17 protein-coding genes are annotated in these 20,315 nt (G+C 65.4%); 9 read left to right on the top strand and 8 right to left on the bottom strand.

Translation table 11 applies throughout. The features are described from left to right. Positions 1 to 69: 69 nt before the first annotated feature. Genes ACN9MB_RS11570 through ACN9MB_RS11560 form a run of 3 tightly spaced genes read right to left on the bottom strand, consistent with a single transcriptional unit; the run spans position 70 to position 3,931 of the window. On the bottom strand, positions 70 to 858 hold the full coding sequence (locus tag ACN9MB_RS11570; RefSeq protein ID WP_426268937.1) for a purine and other phosphorylase-like protein, family 1: 789 nt from the start codon (positions 856 to 858) through the stop codon (positions 70 to 72). Continuing rightward, a complete protein-coding gene (gene shc, locus ACN9MB_RS11565; protein ID WP_426268936.1) occupies positions 804 to 2,804 on the bottom strand; it encodes a squalene--hopene cyclase in 2,001 nt (666 codons plus the stop codon). The genes ACN9MB_RS11570 and shc overlap by 55 nt, the downstream gene beginning before the upstream one ends. Next, a complete protein-coding gene (locus tag ACN9MB_RS11560) occupies positions 2,801 to 3,931 on the bottom strand; it encodes a phytoene/squalene synthase family protein (protein ID WP_426268935.1) in 1,131 nt (376 codons plus the stop codon). The genes shc and ACN9MB_RS11560 overlap by 4 nt, the downstream gene beginning before the upstream one ends. A gap of 336 nt (positions 3,932 to 4,267) precedes the next feature. On the opposite strand from ACN9MB_RS11560, the gene hpnA reads away from it, so the two are divergent. Beyond that, positions 4,268 to 5,245, top strand: coding sequence for a hopanoid-associated sugar epimerase (gene hpnA / locus ACN9MB_RS11555; protein ID WP_426268933.1), 978 nt, complete (start codon positions 4,268 to 4,270; stop codon positions 5,243 to 5,245). Between the two features lie 105 nt (positions 5,246 to 5,350). On the opposite strand, the gene ACN9MB_RS11550 is transcribed toward hpnA, so the two are convergent. The 5 genes from ACN9MB_RS11550 to hpnI are packed head-to-tail and all read right to left on the bottom strand — an operon-like array spanning position 5,351 to position 10,791. Next, on the bottom strand, positions 5,351 to 6,241 hold the full coding sequence (locus ACN9MB_RS11550; RefSeq protein WP_426268932.1) for a ferritin-like domain-containing protein: 891 nt from the start codon (positions 6,239 to 6,241) through the stop codon (positions 5,351 to 5,353). A gap of 17 nt (positions 6,242 to 6,258) precedes the next feature. Further along, positions 6,259 to 7,293: a lysylphosphatidylglycerol synthase domain-containing protein gene (locus ACN9MB_RS11545; protein ID WP_426268931.1), complete on the bottom strand. Its 1,035-nt coding sequence runs from the start codon at positions 7,291 to 7,293 to the stop codon at positions 6,259 to 6,261. Continuing rightward, positions 7,290 to 8,123 (bottom strand): hopanoid biosynthesis-associated protein HpnK, encoded by an 834-nt coding sequence (hpnK, locus tag ACN9MB_RS11540; protein WP_426268930.1) that lies wholly within the window; start codon positions 8,121 to 8,123, stop codon positions 7,290 to 7,292. The genes ACN9MB_RS11545 and hpnK overlap by 4 nt, the downstream gene beginning before the upstream one ends. A gap of 22 nt (positions 8,124 to 8,145) precedes the next feature. After that, positions 8,146 to 9,573 carry a hopanoid biosynthesis associated radical SAM protein HpnJ gene (hpnJ, locus tag ACN9MB_RS11535; RefSeq protein WP_204636500.1) on the bottom strand — a complete coding sequence of 476 codons (1,428 nt, stop codon included), beginning with the start codon at positions 9,571 to 9,573 and terminating at the stop codon, positions 8,146 to 8,148. A gap of 54 nt (positions 9,574 to 9,627) precedes the next feature. Continuing rightward, positions 9,628 to 10,791, bottom strand: coding sequence for a bacteriohopanetetrol glucosamine biosynthesis glycosyltransferase HpnI (hpnI, locus tag ACN9MB_RS11530; RefSeq protein WP_426268929.1), 1,164 nt, complete (start codon positions 10,789 to 10,791; stop codon positions 9,628 to 9,630). A gap of 54 nt (positions 10,792 to 10,845) precedes the next feature. On the opposite strand from hpnI, the gene ACN9MB_RS11525 reads away from it, so the two are divergent. The 8 genes from ACN9MB_RS11525 to ACN9MB_RS11490 all read left to right on the top strand — a co-directional run bounded on the left by ACN9MB_RS11525 (position 10,846) and on the right by ACN9MB_RS11490 (position 20,314). Further along, positions 10,846 to 11,373 carry a DUF2147 domain-containing protein gene (locus ACN9MB_RS11525; protein ID WP_426268928.1) on the top strand — a complete coding sequence of 176 codons (528 nt, stop codon included), beginning with the start codon at positions 10,846 to 10,848 and terminating at the stop codon, positions 11,371 to 11,373. 148 nt (positions 11,374 to 11,521) lie between these two features. Next, positions 11,522 to 12,130: an isopentenyl-diphosphate Delta-isomerase gene (gene idi / locus ACN9MB_RS11520; protein ID WP_426268927.1), complete on the top strand. Its 609-nt coding sequence runs from the start codon at positions 11,522 to 11,524 to the stop codon at positions 12,128 to 12,130. Positions 12,131 to 12,251: 121 nt separating this feature from the next. Continuing rightward, entirely contained in the window at positions 12,252 to 13,388 is a 1,137-nt protein-coding gene (gene hpnH, locus ACN9MB_RS11515; protein WP_426268926.1) for an adenosyl-hopene transferase HpnH, read from the top strand. A 3-nt stretch (positions 13,389 to 13,391) separates the two neighbouring features. Further along, complete coding sequence (locus ACN9MB_RS11510; RefSeq protein WP_426268925.1) at positions 13,392 to 14,498, top strand: glycosyltransferase; 1,107 nt, start codon at positions 13,392 to 13,394, stop codon at positions 14,496 to 14,498. A 112-nt stretch (positions 14,499 to 14,610) separates the two neighbouring features. After that, positions 14,611 to 15,180 (top strand): LexA family protein, encoded by a 570-nt coding sequence (locus tag ACN9MB_RS11505; protein WP_426268924.1) that lies wholly within the window; start codon positions 14,611 to 14,613, stop codon positions 15,178 to 15,180. Positions 15,181 to 15,197: 17 nt separating this feature from the next. Then, positions 15,198 to 15,821, top strand: coding sequence for a translesion DNA synthesis-associated protein ImuA (gene imuA / locus ACN9MB_RS11500; protein ID WP_426268923.1), 624 nt, complete (start codon positions 15,198 to 15,200; stop codon positions 15,819 to 15,821). Between the two features lie 6 nt (positions 15,822 to 15,827). After that, entirely contained in the window at positions 15,828 to 17,240 is a 1,413-nt protein-coding gene (locus tag ACN9MB_RS11495) for a Y-family DNA polymerase (RefSeq protein ID WP_426268922.1), read from the top strand. Next, positions 17,237 to 20,314 carry an error-prone DNA polymerase gene (locus ACN9MB_RS11490; protein ID WP_426268921.1) on the top strand — a complete coding sequence of 1,026 codons (3,078 nt, stop codon included), beginning with the start codon at positions 17,237 to 17,239 and terminating at the stop codon, positions 20,312 to 20,314. The genes ACN9MB_RS11495 and ACN9MB_RS11490 overlap by 4 nt, the downstream gene beginning before the upstream one ends. Position 20,315: the final 1 nt, after the last annotated feature.

Below are 20,315 nucleotides of genomic sequence, written 5' to 3'. Positions count from 1 at the left end.
GGACCTCCAGGCTTCGATGCCGCCGGCGCTCCGTCGAGGCCAGGCCTGACATCCGAGTACAAGGTGAGATTAGCAGGGCTGTCGTGCCGCGCGCGCCAAATCGGTGCCGGCCACTTTGGCCGCCGTACGCAGGGCACCCGTGGCCTTGTTCATGCGCGCAGCCAGGCCGGGCAGGTGTGCAAGCAGGCCGGGATGCCGCAACACGCTGAGGATCAGGCGACCCGCGCGCGGCCGGCCCCAGGCATCGATGCTGGTTTGCAGTTCGGCCGGTACGTTGTCCGTGCGCTCGTCGACGATGGCGCGCAGCACGATGAACGGTATGCGGTATTCGCCCGCCACCGCGGCAATCGCTGCGCTCTCCATATCGACTGCCAGGGCCTGGTGGCGTTCGCGCATCGCGCCTTTTTCAGCCACGCTGAGCAACGGTGCGGGCAGGCTCAACAAGGTGCCTTCATTGACGAACGGAAGACCCGTCGTGGCCAGGCTGCGGATAAGCGCGGCGCGCCACGAAGCATCGGGCTGGTAATCGTGGCTGCGCTCGTCGAGTATGCAGGAAGGGCAGAACAAGGTGCCGCTGCGCAGGCCGGGCGCCAGGCCGCCCGCCACGCCAAAGGACACCAATGCCGTGACGCCTGCGTCGATCAGTGCAAGTGCGCCGTCTCGCGCTGCTTGCTGGCCCATGCCGGACAGCCAGAGCACGCTACCCTGTTCGAGCGGCAACGCCGTGCGCACGCGCAGCGACCGGCGCGTCAGCGCCCGCGCTTCCGAGGCAAGCGCGGTGACGAAGCCCACGCTGCCCGGCGTCACCTCGTCGGCGACGAGTTCGCAAGCAGCTGGCGATAGCGGCTGAGTGCCCATAGCGGAAAATATGCCGTGTAGCCGTGATATTTCAGGAAGAACACACGCGGGAATCCCGGTGCGTTGAAGCTGGGGTGATACCAGAGATCCGCCTCGGTTTCGCCCGCGGCCTGCTGATGATCGAGCAGCCAGCGCACGCCGCGATGCGCCGCTTCGGACGAGTGCTCGCCCGCGGCACACAGGCCGAGCACGGCCCATGCCGTGCTGTGCGGGGTGCTCACGCCGTCGTTGGTGCCGCGCAAGGCAGGGTCGAAATAGGTGTCGTTGGTTTCGCCCCAGCCACCGTCGGCATGCTGTCGGGAGAACAGCCAGTCGACGGAGGCGCGTATCCACGGCTGGCGCATGTCCTGGCCGGCCAGTGCGAGTCCTCCGAGCACCGACCAGGTGCCGTAGATGTAGTTGGTACCCCAGCGACCCCAGTACGAACCATCCGGCAATCGCGCGCTGCGCAGATAGGCGATGCAGCGTTCGATCGCGGGCTGGTCCTGCGGACGCCCGAGCAGGCCGAGAAACGCCAGCACGCGGCCCGACACGTCTTCCGTCGGCGGATCGAGCATCGCGCCATGATCGGCGAACGGAATCTCGTTGATGTGATAGTGCGTGTTGTTGCGATCGAACGAGGCGAATCCGCCGTTGTCCGACTGCATGCCGACCAGCCAGTCCGCAGCGCGTTCGATGCGCTCGCGATGGACGCCCTCACGCGGCGTGCCACGCACGGCCACGTGCAGCAGTGCGGCCACGACGGCGGTGTCGTCCAGATCCGGGTAATACGCATTGGCGTACTGGAACGCCCAGCCGCCGGGCGGCAGCCCCGGCGCCTGCACCGACCAGTCGCCCTTGCATTGCAGTTCCTGCAGCGGCGCGAGCCATTCCAGCGCCCGCGTCACCACGGCTTGCGTGTCCTCATCGGCCGAGGTGCGCAACAGCGCCATGGCGGCCCAGCCGGTGTCCCACACCGGCGACACGCAGGGCTGGCAATAAGCCGTGCCGTCGTCGCGGTGCACGATCAGCTTCTGCAGCGAGCGCAGGCAGGTGGCGCGGACCGGGTGATCCTTGGCGTAGCCGAGCAGGTCCATCGCCTCCAGCGCGTTCACCATCGGCGGAAAGATCGCGCCCAGACCGTCCTCGCCGTTTAGCCGCGGCAGAAACCATTGCTCGGCTTTGCGGATGGCCTTGCGGCGCAGCGACGAGGGCATCAGCGGATCGCAGGCGCGACCCAGCTTGTCGAGCAGCAGGAACAGCTTGCTGACGAAGGTGGTGGTGGCGAAGTACTGCCGTTCCTGCTCCGGCGGCGTCACGAACAATTCGGCGATGCCGACCTGGCGAGGATTCTTTGCCTTTGCCTTCATCGTGCAGAGGATGAACAGCGGCACCATCGTGCTGCGTGCCCAGTACGACACCTTGTCGAGGTGGAACGGCATCCAGCGCGGAAACAGCATGATCTCGACGGGCACGTACGGCGCGGCGCGCCACGGCACCTGGCCGAACATCGCCAGCAGGATGCGGGTGAACACATTGCTCTTCGCCGCGCCGCCCTTGGCCAGGATGGCATCGCGGGCACGGCGCATATGCGGCGCGTCGGGTGCATCGCCGGCCGCCTTCAGCGCGTAGTAGGCCTTCACGGTGCAGGACAGGTCGAGCGCACCGTCGTGGTACAGCGGCCAGCCGCCATGCGTGTCCAGGCGTTGCTTGAGGCGGATGTAGCGGGCCAGCTTTTCCTGCAGTACCTCGTCGATCTCGTCGATGAAGTGCATCATCAGTATGTATTCGGACGAGATCGTGCAGTCTGTTTCAAATTCGAAACACCAGTGGCCATCCGTTCGCTGGCGCGCGATCAGTGCCTGGCGCGCGCGCTCGATGGCCCGGTCGATGCGACTGGCATCGTGGAGCGGTTGACGCGTGGAGGGCGGGGCGGAATCGACGACGGTAGCGGACGAGTCCGTCATAGCGATCGCGCGTTTTTCAACGGCGATGCCCTCCGCCATGGCCACGCAGGGGTGGGCTGCGCGACATCCCATTCCGGCGCCAACGGCGTGAGCGGCAACTTGCGCGCCGCCGCGCCGAACAGGAAACGCACGGCAGGATCGTACTTGTCGGTGAGGCGGGTCAGGCCGATGGTCTGTGCCACGGCCGCACGCGACACCTTCACCTGGGTGCCCGAGGAGAAGTCGAGCCGGTCCTGCAGATTGCGCAGCGTGAGCACGGCCAGGCCGATGCTCCACAGGCAGAAGCGACGGAAACCCGCGTGCCTGGCAGGGACGATCAAGGTGTATTCCACCGCACGGCAGAGGTGCGAATGGGCGATGCCGATCAGTTCGATCATCGCGTCCGCATAGTGCGCATCCTGCTGGCCGGCGCTGAGGTCCCGCAGCTCCACGCCGTAGCGTGCGAAGACATCGTGCGGCAACCAGCACACGCCGTGGCTGCGATCCTCCCACTGGTCCTTGAGGATGTTGGTCATCTGCAGGCCCTGGCCAAACGAAATGGCCAGGCGCATCAGCGTGCGCGTCTGCGGCGTGAGTTCGGGTTCGAAATCGACCAGCAGCTTGGTGAGCATTTCGCCGACCACGCCGGCGACGTGATAGCAGTAGCGATCCAGGTCGCGCAGCGTGTCCAGGCCTTGCAGGCCGACCACGCGCTGGAAATCGTGCATGCCTTCGGACATCACGCGCAGGCATTGGACGATGGCTTCGTGCTGGGTGGGGTTGAAGGTGCCGGTGATCTCCAGCACCAACGGCAAGCGCGACAGCAGCTCGCGTTCGCTTTCCGAGGTGGCCTCCGAGAGGCGCGGCGCGACCTGGGCGGCGAACTCGCGCGCATCGATGCGTCCGGTCACGGCGTCGACGAAGGCGTTCTCGTAACGGCCTTTTTCATCCGCGCTGAAGGCGGGTTCGTCCTCGATGGTGTCCGCGATGCGGCAGAGCAGATAGGCATTGGCGACGACGTCGCGCAGCGCCGGTGGCAGCTGCGGAATCGTCAGGGCGAACGTGCGTGACACTTTCGGAAGAATCGCTTCCTGGTAAGCGCTGGCGTTGCTGGGGGCGATCGCAGCCGCTTGCTTTGCGTCGAACATGGGTGTGCCTCGGCGTTCTTATGTATTCACATACAGAGAGAAACCAGCGACACAGGCATGGTATCACCCCGCACATGGGAGACCCGGCCATATCACCAAAGCGAATGTCATCGATTCGTAGAGACGCCACCGGTCCGCGGCGAAAGCCGCCGCACCGCACGCCTGTCACAGGCACTGGTACGGCCCGTGGCGAAACGGCTACGGTGGCGTCACGCGCCGCTTTGCGCGTCGTGTATACATAATGAAACTCAACTCTTCCCGCGAGTTCAGGAACGACAGCCTTATGTGTCCAGGATGCATGCTGGCGATAGGTGGGCACAGCTTGGCAGGGCCGCCGTGAGGTCGCTGGTCACCGGCGCAACGGGGTTCGTGGGATCGGCCGTGGTGCGGCGGTTGCTGCGCGAGGATCACCACGTGCGCGCACTGGTTCGTGCGGGTGCCGACCGGCGCAACCTGCAAGGCCTGGAAGTGGAGGTGGTCGAAGGCGACCTCACCGACGCCGCCTCGCTGGCAAGGATTTGCGACGGTTGCGATGCGCTGTTCCACCTGGCCGCCGATTACCGCCTGTGGGCGCCGCGACCGCAGGAGCTGTATCGGACCAATGTCGAAGGCACGCGTGCCTTGCTCGACGCCGCGCAGCGCGCCGGGGTGCCACGGGTGATCTATACCAGCAGCGTGGCGACGCTGGGCATTCCGAAAGATGGCACGCCGGGCACGGAAACCACACCGGTGTCGCTGGGCGACATGGTCGGTCACTACAAGCGCTCGAAGTTTCTTGCCGAACAGGTGGCAGCCGGTTTTGCGGCGCAGGGCGTGCCGGTGGTGATCGTCAATCCCTCGACGCCGATCGGACCGCGCGACATCAAGCCCACGCCGACCGGGCGGCTGGTGCGCGATGCGATGGCGGGCCGCATGCCGGCCTATGTCGACACGGGTCTCAACGTGGTGCACGTGGACGATGTGGCGGACGGGCACTGGCTGGCGTTCAAGCATGGCATGGTGGGCGAGCGTTACATCCTCGGCGGCGCCGACCTGAGCCTGCGCGAATTGTTGTTCGAGATTGCCGACATCGTGGGCCGCCCGCCGCCGCGCTGGCGCCTGCCGCACGGCGCGGTGATGCCGGTGGCCTACGTGGCCGAGGCATGGGCACGGCTGAGCGGCCGGCCGCCGATCGCCACGGTGGAAGAAGTGCGCATGTCGCGCAAGCGGATGTTCTTCAGCAGCGCCAAGGCGGAGCGGGAGCTTGGTTACGCGGCGGGGCCGGTGCGGCTTGCGCTGGAAGATGCGGTCGCCTGGTTCAGTCTGCACCGCTGAGTTGTCGGCAACCTTGTGGGAGCGCACTTGTGCGCGACCGCAGAGTGTCGGTGCTATCGCTTCGTCGGCTTGTCGCGCACAAGTGCGCTCCCACAGGAGGTCTTTCTAGCGCATGAAACGCCGTGCCAGCCGTGCCATGCGCGGCACGAAGGTCGGCCGCAGCAGGCGCTCGTCGTAGCCGCCCATGCGGAAACTGTCCTGCGCCAGGCACAGCTCCAGCAGCTCGCCGATCTTCAGGTCCAGGCCGATCTGCTGGTGGCCGGTGATGGTGAAGTTCGCGTCCTGCATCTCGCCGTTGTTGTCCAGGCCCTTGGCGATGCCGATGCGTTCCCAGATCAGGAACAGCCATACCCGCAGTACCTTCAGCTCGAACGCGGGACGCCGCCACCACGGCAATTGCTTGCGATGCCACGCCACCCAGTTGGCGAAAAACAGGATGTGGCGCGCCTCTTCCTGCATCACCGGCTCGAACGTTTCCACCAGTTCGGCGGGAAAATAACCCGTGCGCTTGGCCGACTCGAACAAGCCGAAGGCGAAGAAGCTGTCGATGCACTCGCTGTAACCGGTCACCAGCCAGCCCCATTCGGGATCCTTCGGCACCTCGTACTCGGGCTCGGGCGCCAGTGCGATACCGTAGGCCTCGACCATCTTGGTGAGCACCACCTTGTGGCGCGCTTCCTCGTCGCCGTCCATGGTCAGCGCTTCGCGCAGCAGGGGATCGACGATGGTATTCGTGTAAGTGGCCACGCGCAGCTTGGCCTTGCCCTCGGTCTGCACGGCGATGTCCCAGATCGGCAGCGAGGTGATGCGATGCAAAGTGTCGGCATCGAGCGCCGGCCATTCGATCACGGCCGGTTTATACGGGTTGTGCGTGTCCAGGATCATGCGGCAGAACAGCCGCTTGTGCGCATCGGAACCGATCCTGATGCGCCCCGGCTCGTTGCCGGCCCAGTGGCGCATGCTGTGGTCGGCGTCGGCTACGGCGTCATGGGACACAGGTTCACCTCGTTGCGTTACGACAACTTCCGGTCCGGTGCATCGGACAACGCGGGCTTGCGGCGCGACAGCCAGCGACGGTGCAGGCGATGCGCTTCCGTCCACTGCCACGACAACAGCGCCGGCACGCCAAAGCCTACCTCACGGGCGCGTTTCACCAGCGACAGGGCGATGGCCGCATCCGCCGGCAGGCCAATGATATTGCCGAACAGCACCAGGCCGCCTTCCTGCACGCCCAGGCCGGCGGGCACGAAGAAAATGATGTGGCGCACGGCCTGCGTGGTAGCCTCGATGGCGATCGCATCCCACACAGAAATGGGGTAGCCCAGCAGTTGCAGGGCCAGCCAGCTTTCGAAGCTGCCGACCACGAAACCGGCCACCTGCCAGGCGCAGGCCACGCCCAGCCGGGCGGACATGCCGTACAGCTTGCGCACTTCGTCGTCGAGGCGGGCACCATCGAGCAATTCGGTGAAGCGCGACGGGCCGCCCAGCAGTTTCTCCGCAAAGGTTTCCAGGCGCGAGAACAGCTGGCCGTGACGCAGGATCCAGATCAGCCCGATCGGCAGCGGCAGTGTCGCGACCACCGCGCCGATCACCGAGTTCAACGTGCCGATGTGGCCGGCCATGCCGATCAACAGCAACAGGCCCAATGCCACGAAGATGTACTGGCTCACCAGCGTGAGCAGCACTTCGATGATCACGCTTGCCGCCACCGGCGCACCTTCCAGGCCGCGCCACTTGACCAGCCGGATGCCGACGATTTCGCCGCCGACGTTGGCCACCGGCAGCAGTCGGTTGCACGCCTCGCGCACGGTGGCGACCCAGAACAGGAACGGCATGCGCACGCGGCGTTGTGGATCGCTGGGAGCCAGCAGCGCATGCCATCCGAACACGTCCAGCAACAGCGGCAGCGCGTGGAACGGCAGCAGCCACAACAAGGCCCAGCCGGCATGGTCGAAGGCGCCGCGGATGGCCGACCAGTTCTGCTGTGTCACCAGGATGATCGCGGCGACCAGGCCGAGCAGGCCGGCGAGATAAACAAAATATTTCATACGGCGGCCGGATCGCCAAAGCCATCGCAAAGCTGGCAGTGCTCGGCCACGGCGCGGCGGACGCGCGGCGACAGCAGTGCGGCCAGTTCATCGGCATGGCGGTAATGCGCCATCGTGGGCGTCAGCGCGTTGTGCGTGGCCGGGTGCAGGTAGATCTCGCTAAGTCCTTGCGGCAGATGCTCAACCACGTCGAGCAACGCCTGTTCATCCATGCCGCCGCTGTGCCGGATGCCGAACACCTGGTCGTTCGAACGCATCCCCGCGCGTCGCAGGCGACGGCGCATCAGCGCGAGCCAGGGCTTCAGCCAGGGGCCGGAGCCGGGTTCGGCGGGCCAGCGCACCGCTTGCAGGCCGTAATCGCGCCCAATCGATAGGATCAAGGAAAGCACCGTCGGATGAAGATGGAAATGTTTATGGGCGTTGACGTGGTCGAGCGGCAGACGGGTGGCGGCGAACGCTTCGAACTGCGCCCGGATCTCTGCGGCCAGCTGCGTGCGCACATGCGGCAGGAAGAAGAATCGAAACCCGTCGCGCAGCATATCGTCGCCGAAGCGGCCGCGCGCGTCGACCAGGGCGGGTATCTGTGACGGAGCCAGCGCGGATTGTCCGTCGGCGAGCACCAGGTGCAGTCCTACCGCCAGGCCCCGCATGCGCTTGGCGCGTGCCACCGCATCGGCGACGGCCGGCGCCGTCACCATCAGGCTGGCCGCACGCAGCACCCCCTCGCGAAAACCACGTTCCACGGCGTGGTTCACTGCCGGATGCAGGCCGAAATCGTCGGCCGTCACGATCAAGCGCGGGCGCGTGGCTGCTGCGGGCGATGCCATCATCGGTGACGCGGGGGCTGCGGCGTCATGCCTCGTGCGCGCGCAGGAAGCGGAAGAACTCCACGCCTTCGCGCAATCGTCGGCGGGTCATTTCCCAGCTGCCGGCCATTTCCTTGACGATCTCCCAGATCTTCGACGGGCGGAAATAGAAGCTGCGGTAGAACGTCTCCACGCCGTGGAAGATCTCTTCCTTGGACAGATGCGGATAACTGATCATCGCCAGTTGCACGCCCTTGTCGTTGACCGTGTTGGCGGCCGTGTTGTGTTCCAGCCAGCCGTTCTCGATCGCCTGCTTGTACAGCGTGGTGCCCGGGTACGGCGCGGCCAGCGAGACCTGGATGGTGTGCGGATTGATTTCCTTGGCGTAGGCGATGGTGCGTGCGATGGTTTCCTTTGTCTCGCCCGGCAGGCCGAGGATGAAGGTGCCATGCACCGTGATGCCCAGCTTGCGGCAGTTCTCGGTGAAGGTGCGCGCGATGTCGGTGCGCAAGCCCTTCTTGATGTTGTGCAGGATCTGGTCGTCGCCCGATTCGTAGCCCACCAGCAGCAGGCGCAGGCCGTTCTCCTTCATGATCTTGAGCGACTCGTACGGCACGTTCGCCTTGGCGTTGCAGCTCCAGGTCCAGCCCATGGCATGCAGGCCGCGTGCAATCTCGTGCACGCGTTCCATGTTGGAGCTGTCGGTGAAGGTGTCGTCGTCGAACATCAGTTCGCGCACCTGCGGCATGTTCTCCTTGATCCACTTCGCTTCGGCCAGCACGTTGGCGGCGGAGCGCACGCGGTAACGATGGCCGCCCACCGTCTGCGGCCACAGGCAGAATGTGCATTTCGAGCGGCAGCCGCGGCCGGTGTAGATCGACACGTAGGGGTGCAGCAGGTAGCCGATGAAATAGCGGTCGATCTTCAGGTCGCGCTGGTAGATCGGCGCCACGAAGGGCAGGTCGTCCATCTGCTCGATGGTGGCGCGCGACGGGTTGTGCTGCACGCTGCCGTCGATCAGTTTGTAGCTGATCCCGGCGATGTCCTTGAAGGCGCGGCCTTCGGCCACTTCCTTGCAGGTGTAGTCGAATTCTTCGCGGGCGACGAAGTCGATCGCGGGCGATGCCAGCAGCGAGGCATCCGGTTCCACCGCCACCTTGGCGCCCACCATGCCGATCAGGATGTCCGCGCGGCGCTGCTTGATCAGCTCGGCGAATTTCGCATCGGTGGGAAAGGAAGGCGTGCTGGTGTGGATGATCACCAGCTCGTAGCCGGCGGCGATGTCGAGGGTTTCTTCCACCGACAGTTCCTCCACCGGCGCATCGAGCACGCGCGAACCGGGGACGAGCGCGGCCGGCTGCGCCAGCCAGGTGGGATACCAGAAACTCTTGATCTCTCGTTTGGCCTGGTAGCGCGAACCCGCGCCGCCATCGAAACCGTCAAACGAAGGGGCTTGCAGAAAAAGCGTCTTCATGGATGGTCAAGCTCCTGCAGCTGCGTCCGCAATGAGTGGTTCAACACATCGTGCTCAAGGATAGCGCGATGGCGCATGGTCGCGCGCATGCAGCGCCTGTCCGCGCCATTGCACGCGCCAATGGGTCAGCGCGCCGGCCCATTCCAGCAGCAACAGTGCGTCGCGCAAAGGAGTGAGCCAGAGGTCCTGCCCGCGCCGGGTTCTTGCGGTGCTGCGCCAGGCTGCCAGATATCGTCCTAGGCGGGCGACAACTCCCAGCGCAGCCACGAGCAGGCAGGCAATCGTGGGGCACAGCAGCAGCGCCAGCGCCAACAGCGGCCAGGTGAAGCACACGAAGCTGAATGCGAATCCTGCCGGGGAGATGGCGCGAATCGTGCGCATCCAGCGCAATTCGTGCGACCACAGGCTGGAGAGGCGGTTTTCGCTCACGTCGGTGCCCACCACGACATCGCTCAGTACAGTGCGCAAGCCGCGTTGGCGCGATCGTTCGCCCAGCCAGAAATCGTCGGCCAGGGTGTCCTTCAGCGCGTCGAAGCCGCCAATGGCATCCAGCGCGTCGCGACGCACGGCGATGGTGGAGCCGAAGGCGAAGCGGGTGGAGCCGAAGGCATGCGCCAGTCGCACGGAAGGCGCGAACCAGTCGTCGATGAACAGGCGGCCCAGCCTCGCCACCAAGCCGCCGTGCGCCACGCCGTGATAGAGACAGGTGACGATACCCACCTGCGGATCGCCCAGCGGCGCGGTGACGCGTGCCAAGTAATCCGGCGCCACGCTGATGTCGCTGTCGGCCAGCACCAGCCAGTCGTGGCGTGCGTGCGCCAGCAGGTTGATCAGGTTGCTGATCTTGAGGTTGGCGCCGTGCACGACGGGATCGATCACCAGCGCCATGGAAAGTGCGGGAAACTCGCGCTGCAGGCGCTGCACGATGGCAATCGCCGGGTCGTCCGGATCGCGCACGCCGAACAGGATTTCGTAGTGCGCGTATCGCTGCGCACAGAACCCTTTCAGGTTTTCGTAAAGGCCGGGCTCGGCGCCATGCAGCGGCTTGAGCACGCTGACCGGGCGGCTTGCCTGATCGTTCACGGTCGCTCGCCGATGCTGCTTGCGGCGTTCGCTACGAAACCAGGCCCACAGGCTCAGCCAGGCATAGGCGGTCGCGCACGAGGCGAGCACCAGGCCAAGCCCTGACAGCAGCGATGGGATGGAGAAAGTGGGCATGAGGTCGATTAGGTCACGATCCACCATTCCTTCCAAAATGAATGCATGCACTTTGTGAAAGCCTACTTTTTGCGCTGGATCGTGTGTCTGTGCCTGATAGGTACGGCTGCGCTTGCGCAGACGCCCGCGGGCGACGGTTCGCCGGCCACCGCCATCGAGGGCGACTGGCTGGTGGAAAGCCGCGACGCCATCATCCGCATCCAGCGCGAAGGCGATACCTTCGTGGGCGCGATCGTATGGCAGCTGCACGATAGGTACGGCGCGGAGGATGGCCCGGAACTCAATGGGAAGATCGTCACGGACCGCCACAATCCCGATCCCGCGCTGCGTTCGCGTCCGCTGACCGGCCTGCGCCTGTTGTGGGGACTGCATTACGACGCCGACGCGCACGCCTGGGTGGATGGCCGTGTGTACAACACCGACAACGGCAAGCAATACCACTGCGAAATTCATCTGCCATCGCCGGATCGGCTGGTTTTGCGCGGCTACATCGGCATCACGCTGCTGGGTGGAAGCACCAACTGGACACGCACGCACGAGCCGTTTCCTGTGTCTTCCGGCAGTGCCTCTTCGGCGCGCTGAACGCACAAGGGGCTACACTGCGTCGCTCAACCTTGCTAGCCTGAGTGCGTTCGTTTGACGGTCGCACGAGCGTCGCGCCATATGTGACGAAGATGTGATGACAAGGCGTGTAACGCCGCCGTCCGCCGGAAGTAGAGAGGTTCGAACCTTGGCTAGTCGCGAGTGGGATGACAACGAAACAGCCTGGACGAAGAGCGTGGTGTCGTTCCAGGATGAACCGCTGGTGCTGGTCGATGAACACGACCGCGAAACCGGCTTTCTCGACAAGGCCTCCGCGCATCACGGGCAAGGCATCCTGCACCGGGCATTCTCCTTGTTCGTGTTCAACACCGATGGCGAGCTGCTGCTGCAGCAGCGCGCCGAGGGCAAGCGCCTGTGGCCGGGTTACTGGTCCAACACCTGCTGCAGCCATCCGCGGCGCGGCGAGACGATGGAGGCGGCCATTCATCGCCGTCTGGCCGAAGAGCTCGGCATGCAGTGCGAATTCCAGTTCCAGTTCAAGTTCCAGTATCAGGCGCAGTTCGACGACGAAGGCGCCGAACATGAACTTTGCTGGGTGTATGCCGGTCGTACGGAGGCGGCCCCGGTCGCCAATGTGCTTGAGATCGCCGCGCTGCGTTACGTCGCGCCGGACGACCTCGATCGCGAAATCGCCGCGCATCCCGAACGTTTCACGCCTTGGTTCAAGATCGAATGGGACCGATTGCGACGCGAACATGCGCATGTATTTGCGCCGCCGGCCAGCCTGGCGTCCTGAACACCACGATGTCGCCGCGTGGCTATACTCGGTGGCGACGATGAAAACGACTGGAACCCTGGCGCCTGTCTCGTGAAGCGCGCCGCAGCAAGATCCATCGGTCAGCGATGAGGAGATTCCGTTGGGCATTCCTCTTATTCAACAAACCAAGATCGCGCGCTACATCATCGGCAAGAAAGTCAGCGGGCAGAAGCGCTACCCGCTGGCGATGATGTTGGAGCCGTTGTTCCAGTGCAATCTCGCCTGTGCCGGTTGCGGCAAGATCGATCATCCGAAAGAGATCCTGCAGAAACGCATGAGCGTGGAAGACGCGCTGCGGGCGGTGGACGAGTGCGGCGCGCCGGTGGTGTCGATTCCCGGTGGCGAGCCGCTGATCCACAAGGAGATGCCGCAGATCGTGCAGGGCCTGATCGCGCGCGAGAAGTTCATCTACCTGTGCACCAACGCGCTGCTGCTGACCAAGCATATCGACGAGTACACGCCTTCGCCGTACTTCACCTGGTCGGTCCATCTGGACGGCCTGCAGGAGCGGCACGATCAATCGGTGTGCATGGAGGGCGTGTTCGACAAGGCCGTGGCGGCGATCAAGCTGGCGTTGTCGCGCGGCTTCCGCGTCACCATCAACTGCACGCTGTTCAACAACGAGCAGCCCGCAGAGATCGCAGAGTTTTTCGATTTCGCCATGTCGCTTGGCATCGAGGGCATCACGGTGTCGCCGGGCTACAGCTACCAGCATGCGCCGCGCCAGGATGTGTTCCTCGGCCGCACCGAAAGCAAGCAGCTGTTCCGCGACGTGTTCCGCATCGGCCGCGAGCGCAAGAGCAAGTGGGTGTTCAACCAGTCGTCGATGTTCCTGGATTTCATCGCGGGCAACCAGAGTTACCAGTGCACGCCGTGGTCCAATCCCACCTACAACATCTTCGGCTGGCAGCGGCCGTGCTATCTGCTGGTCGATGAGGGCTACGCCAGTTCGTACAAGGAGCTGATGGAAGAGACGGCGTGGGACAAGTACGGCGTCGGCATCAATCCCAAGTGCGACAACTGCATGGCGCATTGCGGCTTCGAAGGCACCGCGGTGGACGACACCTTCGCCCATCCGCTGAAGGCGGCGCGGGTGGCCACCTTCGGGCCGCGCATCGATGGCGCGATGGCGCCGGATCTGCCGGTGATGTACGGCGACCGCGCCGACGCCACGGCCATCCATATTCCCATCAGCGCGATCCAGCGCAGGAGTCCGGGGGCGGACGCGGGCCACTGACCGATGTGGCTGCTCGTTTGTGCCATCGCCCCCGCCGTGATGTGGCTGGGGTTGCTGCTGGTGCCCTGGCGGCCGTGGAGCACGCGCGAGCATCTCGAAGCCGATCCGTTGATCGGGGTTCCCCTCGACGACATCACGGTGTTGATTCCCGCGCGCAACGAGGCGGATGTGATCGGCACGACGCTGCGTGCCTTGCAGCAGCAGGGTGGCGGGCTTCAAGTGGTCGTGATCGACGACCAATCGAACGACAGCACGGCCAATGTGGCCAGTTCCTATCCGAACGTGCGGGTGATTGCCGGTGCGCCCTTGCCGGAGGGATGGGCGGGCAAGTTGTGGGCGCTGGAGCAGGGCAGGCGACACCTGCGTACGCCACTGACCTTGTTGCTGGATGCGGATATCGAACTGCGCCCCGGCATGCTGTCGACGTTGTTGCAGCACAAGCAGCGCGAGCAGCGTCAGTTCGTGTCGATCATGGCGGACCTGCGCCGTACCAGTTTCTGGGATCGTCTGTTGCTGCCCGCGTTCGTCTACTACTTCAAGCTGCTTTATCCGTTCGCCGTTTCCAACTCGACCTCAAAGCTGGTGGCGGCAGCGGCGGGTGGCTGCATCCTGGTGGATACGGACTTGCTCGAACGCATCGGCGCCTTCGACAGTCTGCGCGACGCGCTGATCGATGATTGCGCACTGGCGCGTCTGGTGAAGCGCGCCGGTGGTCGCACCTGGATTGGCTTGAGTCGCGACGTGGTGAGCCTGCGGCCCTACGGCAGCTTCGACGCCATCCATCGCATGGTGGCGCGCTCGGCCTTCACCCAGCTGGGTTATTCGAGCGCCGTGCTGCTGCTGGTGACGTCGTTGTTCCTGCTCGCCTATGGCGCCCCGCTGGTATTGCTGGGCGTGCCGCAGGTGTGGCCATGGGCATGGCTGGCGTTGATCGCCATGATGCTGGGCTATCTGCCCATGCTCAGGTACTACCGCATGTCCGGCTGGTGGGCGCTGCTGCTGCCGCTGGGGGCCGCCCTGTACCTGGGCATGACCTGGAGTTCGGCGCTGCGTTACTGGCGCGGCGAGCGCTCCCAATGGAAGGGGCGGGTGTACCGGGTGGGTGGCTGAATCGCCTTTTGATTCAATCGTTTGAGTTTTCCTCCTGCCGGGGCGCTGAATCTCGCTCGGTGAGAATGCCAACGTGCTATCTTGATTACCGGCCCACTAATCAAGTCGCCTCATGTCTCCTTCCGACCACGGTGGACGCCGTCCGGGGGCCGGTCGTCCCGCCGGTGAACCCAGTCAGCGTATTCGCGTCCCTGACAGCCAGGTGCCGGGCGTATTGGCTTATCTGGAGGCCTATCGCAGCCCGGCCACGCTGGAGGCGCCGCGTCCCGTGTCGCTGGAGCCGTCGACGGTCGCCTTGACGGCCTTTCTCAGCCGCGTGCCGGCGGGCGTGCCCTCGGTGGCGGACGACGACGTGGACGAAGTGGTCGACCTCAACGAGCATCTCGTGCTGCGTGGGCATGAGCCGAGCACCTTCATCATCCGCGTGTCGGGTTGGTCGATGATCGGCGCCGGCATCTTCGACGGCGACGAAGTGCTGGTGGATCGCGCGCTCACTGCGCGCCAGGGCGACATCGTGGTGGCGGTGGTCAACAACGAACTGACCATCAAGCGGCTGGGCAAGGTGGATGGCCATATCGCGCTGCTGCCGGAGAACGCGCACTTCAAGCCCATCGTGTTCCGCGAGGGCGAGACGCTCAGCGTGTGGGGCGTGGTCACGCGCTGCCTGCGCACGTTGCGCTGAATCGGAGCCATGCGCCCATGGGCCAGCTCGTTGCACTCGATTCGCTCTTGCACAGCCGCCAGGTCTGGCAGGGGCGTGCCGCGCCGCAACCGTCGGGCAGCCAGCCGACCGGCTGGCCCACGCTGGATTCGGCGCTGCCCAGCGGCGGCTGGCCCGAGCATGCAATGACCGAAATCCTGCTGCCCGCCGATGGCGTGGGCGAGCTGCAGTTGCTGTTGCCTACGCTGGCGCGGCTCACCCGCGAAGGACGTCCGGTGATGGTGATCTCGCCGCCATACGTGCCGTATGTGGCGGGCTGGGAAGCGCGCGGCGTGGTGATGTCGCAAGTGGATATCGTGCGCGCGGACGAACGCGACGTGCTGTGGGCCGCCGAACAATGCCTGCGCTCGGCCAGTTGCGCGGCCGTGCTGGCGTGGCCCGCGCATGCCGACGATCGTGCCTTGCGCCGCTTGCAGGTGGCCGCCGATACCGGCAAGGCGCTGGCATTCGTGTTCCGCGATCGCCGCCATGCCGTGCAGGCGTCGCCGGCGGCCTTGCGGCTGGAGCTGGAAAGTACGCCTGCATGGCAGGTGCGCGTGCGCAAATGCCGTGGCGGCAATCCGCCGGTGAGCGCGGTATCACTCGTCTCCGGCTGGTCGTAAAGCATCATGCTCTGGGCCTGCATTCTGCTGCCGCAACTGGCGCTGGACGGTGTCCTCCGGCGACGGCCGCCATCGGACGAGCCGCTGGTGCTGGTGAGCGGCCCCGCGCAGGCGCGCATCGTGCATGCGGCCAATGCGTCGGCGCGTGCAACAGGCATTTATCGCGGGCAGAAGTTGGTCGCTGCGCAGGCCTTGCTGCAGCAGTTCGCGATGGTCGAGCACGACGCGGAAGACGAGGCGCGCTGGCATCGCCTGCTGGCGGCATGGGCGTATCGCTACAGCGCCGAGGTTGGCTTGTATGCGCATGCCGTGGTGCTGGAGGTGAGTCGCAGCCTCAACCTGTTCGGGCCGTGGCCGCGCTTTGAATCGTTGTTGCGCGACGATCTGCGGGAACTCGGTTTCCGCCACCGTATCGCGCTCGCGCCGACGCCGCACGCGGCCTATGTGCTGGCCGGCATGCACGATGGTCTTGCGGTGATGTCGCCGGAGCTGCTGCGCGAAGCGCTGTCGCCCGTGCCGATTGCGCGGGCACGCCTGCCGCTGGATGCGGCGCAGGGTCTGCCATCGATGGGCATACGCACGCTGGGACAGGCGTTCAAGTTGCCGCGCGCCGGCCTGCAGCGCCGTTTCGGCGGCGAGTTGGTAGCGCAACTCGATCGCCTCACCGGCGACGAACCCACGCCGATCGACAGTTACCGTCCGCCCGATGCGTTCGAGCAGCGCATGGAGTGGACGCATGAGATCGAACACGTCGAAGCGCTGGTGTTTCCGTTGCGCCGTCTTACTAGCGACCTGGCGGCGTATCTCGCTGGTCGCGATGGCGGCGTGCAGCGTTTCGAGCTGGAGCTGGAACACAGCAGCGGTGCGCCGACGCGCGTGACGGTGGGCATGTTGACCGCAGCTCGCGATGCCGGCCTGTTGTTCGACTGCGCGCGCGGACGGTTCGAACGTCTTGAGTTGCCGCAACCGGTGCTGGCCATGCGCCTGGTGGCAAGCGAGCTGCCGCCGTTCGTGCCGGCCGGCCGCGATCTGTTCGATACGCGCCCGGTGAATGCCGTGCCGCTGGAGCAATTGCGCGAACGCTTGCGCGCGCGCCTGGGCGAGCAGGCGATCCAGCAGCTGCATCGCACGGTCGATCCGCGCCCGGAAAAGGCGCAATCGGATGCATCGCATGTGAAAGCGGCAACCCTGCCCGAAACCCTGCCGCGCCCCACCTGGCTGCTGGACACGCCGCGCGCCCTGCGCGGACCGCTGCCCGAGGTGCTCGCCGGTCCCGAGCGCATCGAAACCGGCTGGTGGGATGGCGGCGATATCCGGCGCGACTACTACGTGGTGCGCACCTCGCAGGGGCAGTGCGCCTGGGTGTTCTGCGCGCCGGGCGAGCAGGGCAACTGGATGTTGCATGGGTGGTTCGCATGAGCGATTACGCCGAGCTGCATTGCCTGTCGAACTTCTCGTTCCAGCGTGGCGCGTCGAGCGCGCGCGAATTGTTCGAGCGGGCGAAGGAATGCGGCTATCGCGCGCTGGCGGTCACCGACGAATGTTCGCTGGCCGGTATCGTGCGTGCCTACGAGGCTTCGCGCGACACAGGCTTGAAGTTGATCGTGGGCGCGGAATTCCAGCTCGAGCACGGCCCGAAGTTGGTACTGCTGTGCGAGAACCTGCTCGGTTACACCTCGCTGTGTGCGCTCATTAACCGTGGCCGCCGCGTGGCGGAGAAGGGCACGTATCGCGTGACGCGCGAGGATTTCGCCGATGGCCTGCCCGGCACGCTGGCGCTGTGGCTGCCGCAGGCCGAGTTGAATCCTGCGCATGGCACATGGTTGAAAACCCTGTTTGCCGAACGCCTGTGGCTGGCCGTGGAGTTGCATCGCGGCCCTGACGATGCCCGCCGTTTTGCCGACCTGCAGGCGTTGGCTGCGGCGCTGGAGCTGCCGATGGTCGCTGCCGGCGATGTGCATATGCACGTGCGCCGCCGTCGCGCCCTGCAGGACGTGATGACGGCGATCCGCCACCACCGCACCGTGGCCGACGCGGGCGACCTGTTGTTTCCCAATGGCGAGCGGCATCTGCGCACGCGCGAGGCGCTGTCGGCGATCTATCCCGATCCATTGATGGAAGAAAGCGTACGCATCGCCGAGCGCTGCCATTTCGTGATGACGGATCTGAAATACCGCTATCCCGCCGAGCTGGTACCCGAAGGTCATACGCCCACCACATGGCTGCGGCAGTTGGCGGAAGAGGGCGTGCGCTGGCGCTGGCCGCAAGGTGAGCCGCGCAAGGTGAGGGAGCAGATCGAATACGAGCTGGCACTGGTCGAGCAGCTGAAGTACGAGTCGTACTTCCTCACCGTGCAGGAGATCGTGGCCTTCGCGCGAAGCAAGCAGATCCTTTGCCAGGGCCGCGGCTCGGCGGCGAATTCAGCCGTCTGCTACGCGCTGGGCGTGACGGCGGTGGATCCGGCCACCACCACGCTGCTGGTCGAGCGCTTCATCTCGGCCGAGCGCGACGAGCCGCCGGACATCGACATCGACTTCGAGCACGAGCGGCGCGAAGAAGTGATCCAGCACATCTACCAGAAATACGGCCGCGAGCGCGCCGCGCTGGCCGCCACGGTGATCTGCTATCGCGGCCGCAGCGCCGTGCGCGACGTGGCGCGTGTGCTGGGACTGCCTTCGGACCAGATCGACCTGCTGTCGCGCACCTTCTCCTGGAATGACGGCGACGACCCGCTGGATGGCCGTCTGCGGGAGCGCGGCTTCGATCCGGACAGTCCGCTGCTGAAACGCGTGATCGCGCTGACCTACGAGCTGATGGATTTCCCGCGCCATCTTTCCCAGCACGTGGGCGGCTTCGTCATTTCCGATCAGCCGCTGTCGCATCTGGTGCCGGTGGAAAACGCCTCGATGCCCGACCGCACCATCATCCAGTGGGACAAGGACGATCTGGACACCATGCGGCTGCTCAAGGTCGATTGCCTGGCGCTGGGCATGCTCACCTGCATCCGCAAATGCCTCAAGCTGTTGGAGACGCATCATGGCCGCGTGGAAACGCTGGCCTCGATGCCGAAGGAGGATGAGCAAACCTACGAGTTGATCCGCGCAGCCGACACCATCGGCGTGTTCCAGATCGAATCGCGCGCGCAGATGGCCATGCTGCCGCGGCATCGGCCGGAGAATTTCTACGACCTGGTGATCCAGGTGGCGATCGTGCGGCCCGGGCCCATCCAGGGCGACATGGTGCATCCGTATCTGCGCCGCAAGCGTGGCGAGGAGCCGGTCACCTATCCGTCCGAAGCGCTCAAGGATGTGTTCGAGCGCACGCTCGGCGTGCCGCTGTTCCAGGAACAGGTGATGAAGCTGGCGATCGTGGCGGCCGAATACTCGCCAGGCGAGGCCGATCAATTGCGCCGTTCCATGGCCGCATGGCGGCGTAATGGCGACATGGAGATCCATCGCCAGAAGCTGATGGCCGGCATGCTGAAGAACGGTTTCACGCAGGAGTTCGCCGCGCGCCTGTTCGAGCAGATCAAGGGCTTCGGCTCCTACGGTTTTCCCGAAAGCCATGCGGCCAGTTTCGCCTTGCTGGTGTATGCGAGCTGCTGGCTCAAGCGCCATTACCGCGCGGCGTTCATGTGCGCGCTGCTCAACGCCCAGCCGATGGGTTTCTACGGGCCCAGCCAGCTGGTGCAGGACACGCAACGCCATGGCATCAAGGCGCGGCCGGTGGACGTGCGCTACAGCGATTGGGACAACACGCTCGAAGCGGACCCTTCATCAAACGGCGGCTATGCACTGAGGCTGGGCTTCCGGCAGGTGCGCGGTTGCCGCGAGGAGGTGATGCTGCAACTGATGGCGGCGCGTGCGCAGCGACCTTTCGATGACGTGGCCGACCTGTGCGCGCGCGCCGGACTCAACAAGCATCAGCAGGAAGCCCTGGCCGAAGCCGATGCCTTGCGTGGACTGGCCGGACACCGCCATCGCGCACGCTGGGCCATGGCCGGCATCGAGGCGCAGTTGCCGCTGTTCGGCAACACCAGCCCGGTGGAAGAGGAGGTGGTCTTGCCGCCGCCTTCGCAAGGCGAAAACACGCTGGCCGATTACGCCCGCACCGGACTCAGCCTGGGGCCGCATCCTGTGCAACAGATTCGCGCGCGCCTGCGTGCCGCGAGCTGCCTGGATTCGAGAAGCCTGCAGCATCGCCCGCATGCCAGCCGGGTGCGCGCGGCCGGATTGGTCACGCAGCGCCAGCGGCCGCAAACCGCCAGCGGCGTCACCTTCATCACCCTCGAAGACGAGTTCGGACCGATCAACGTGGTGGTGTGGAGCCATGTGGCCGAGCGCCAGCGGCGCATCTTCCTCGAATCGCGCCTGCTGGGCGTGGACGGCCGCTGGGAACACGCCGATGGTGTAAGCCATCTCATCGCGCATCGGCTGATCGACATGAGCGAGCTGCTGGGTTCGCTCGACAGCCGTTCGCGCGATTTCCACTGAG

The organism is Dyella kyungheensis, assembly GCF_049913195.1.
Lineage (GTDB): Bacteria > Pseudomonadota > Gammaproteobacteria > Xanthomonadales > Rhodanobacteraceae > Dyella > Dyella kyungheensis.
This window is presented reverse-complemented; position numbering and strand designations above follow the sequence as displayed.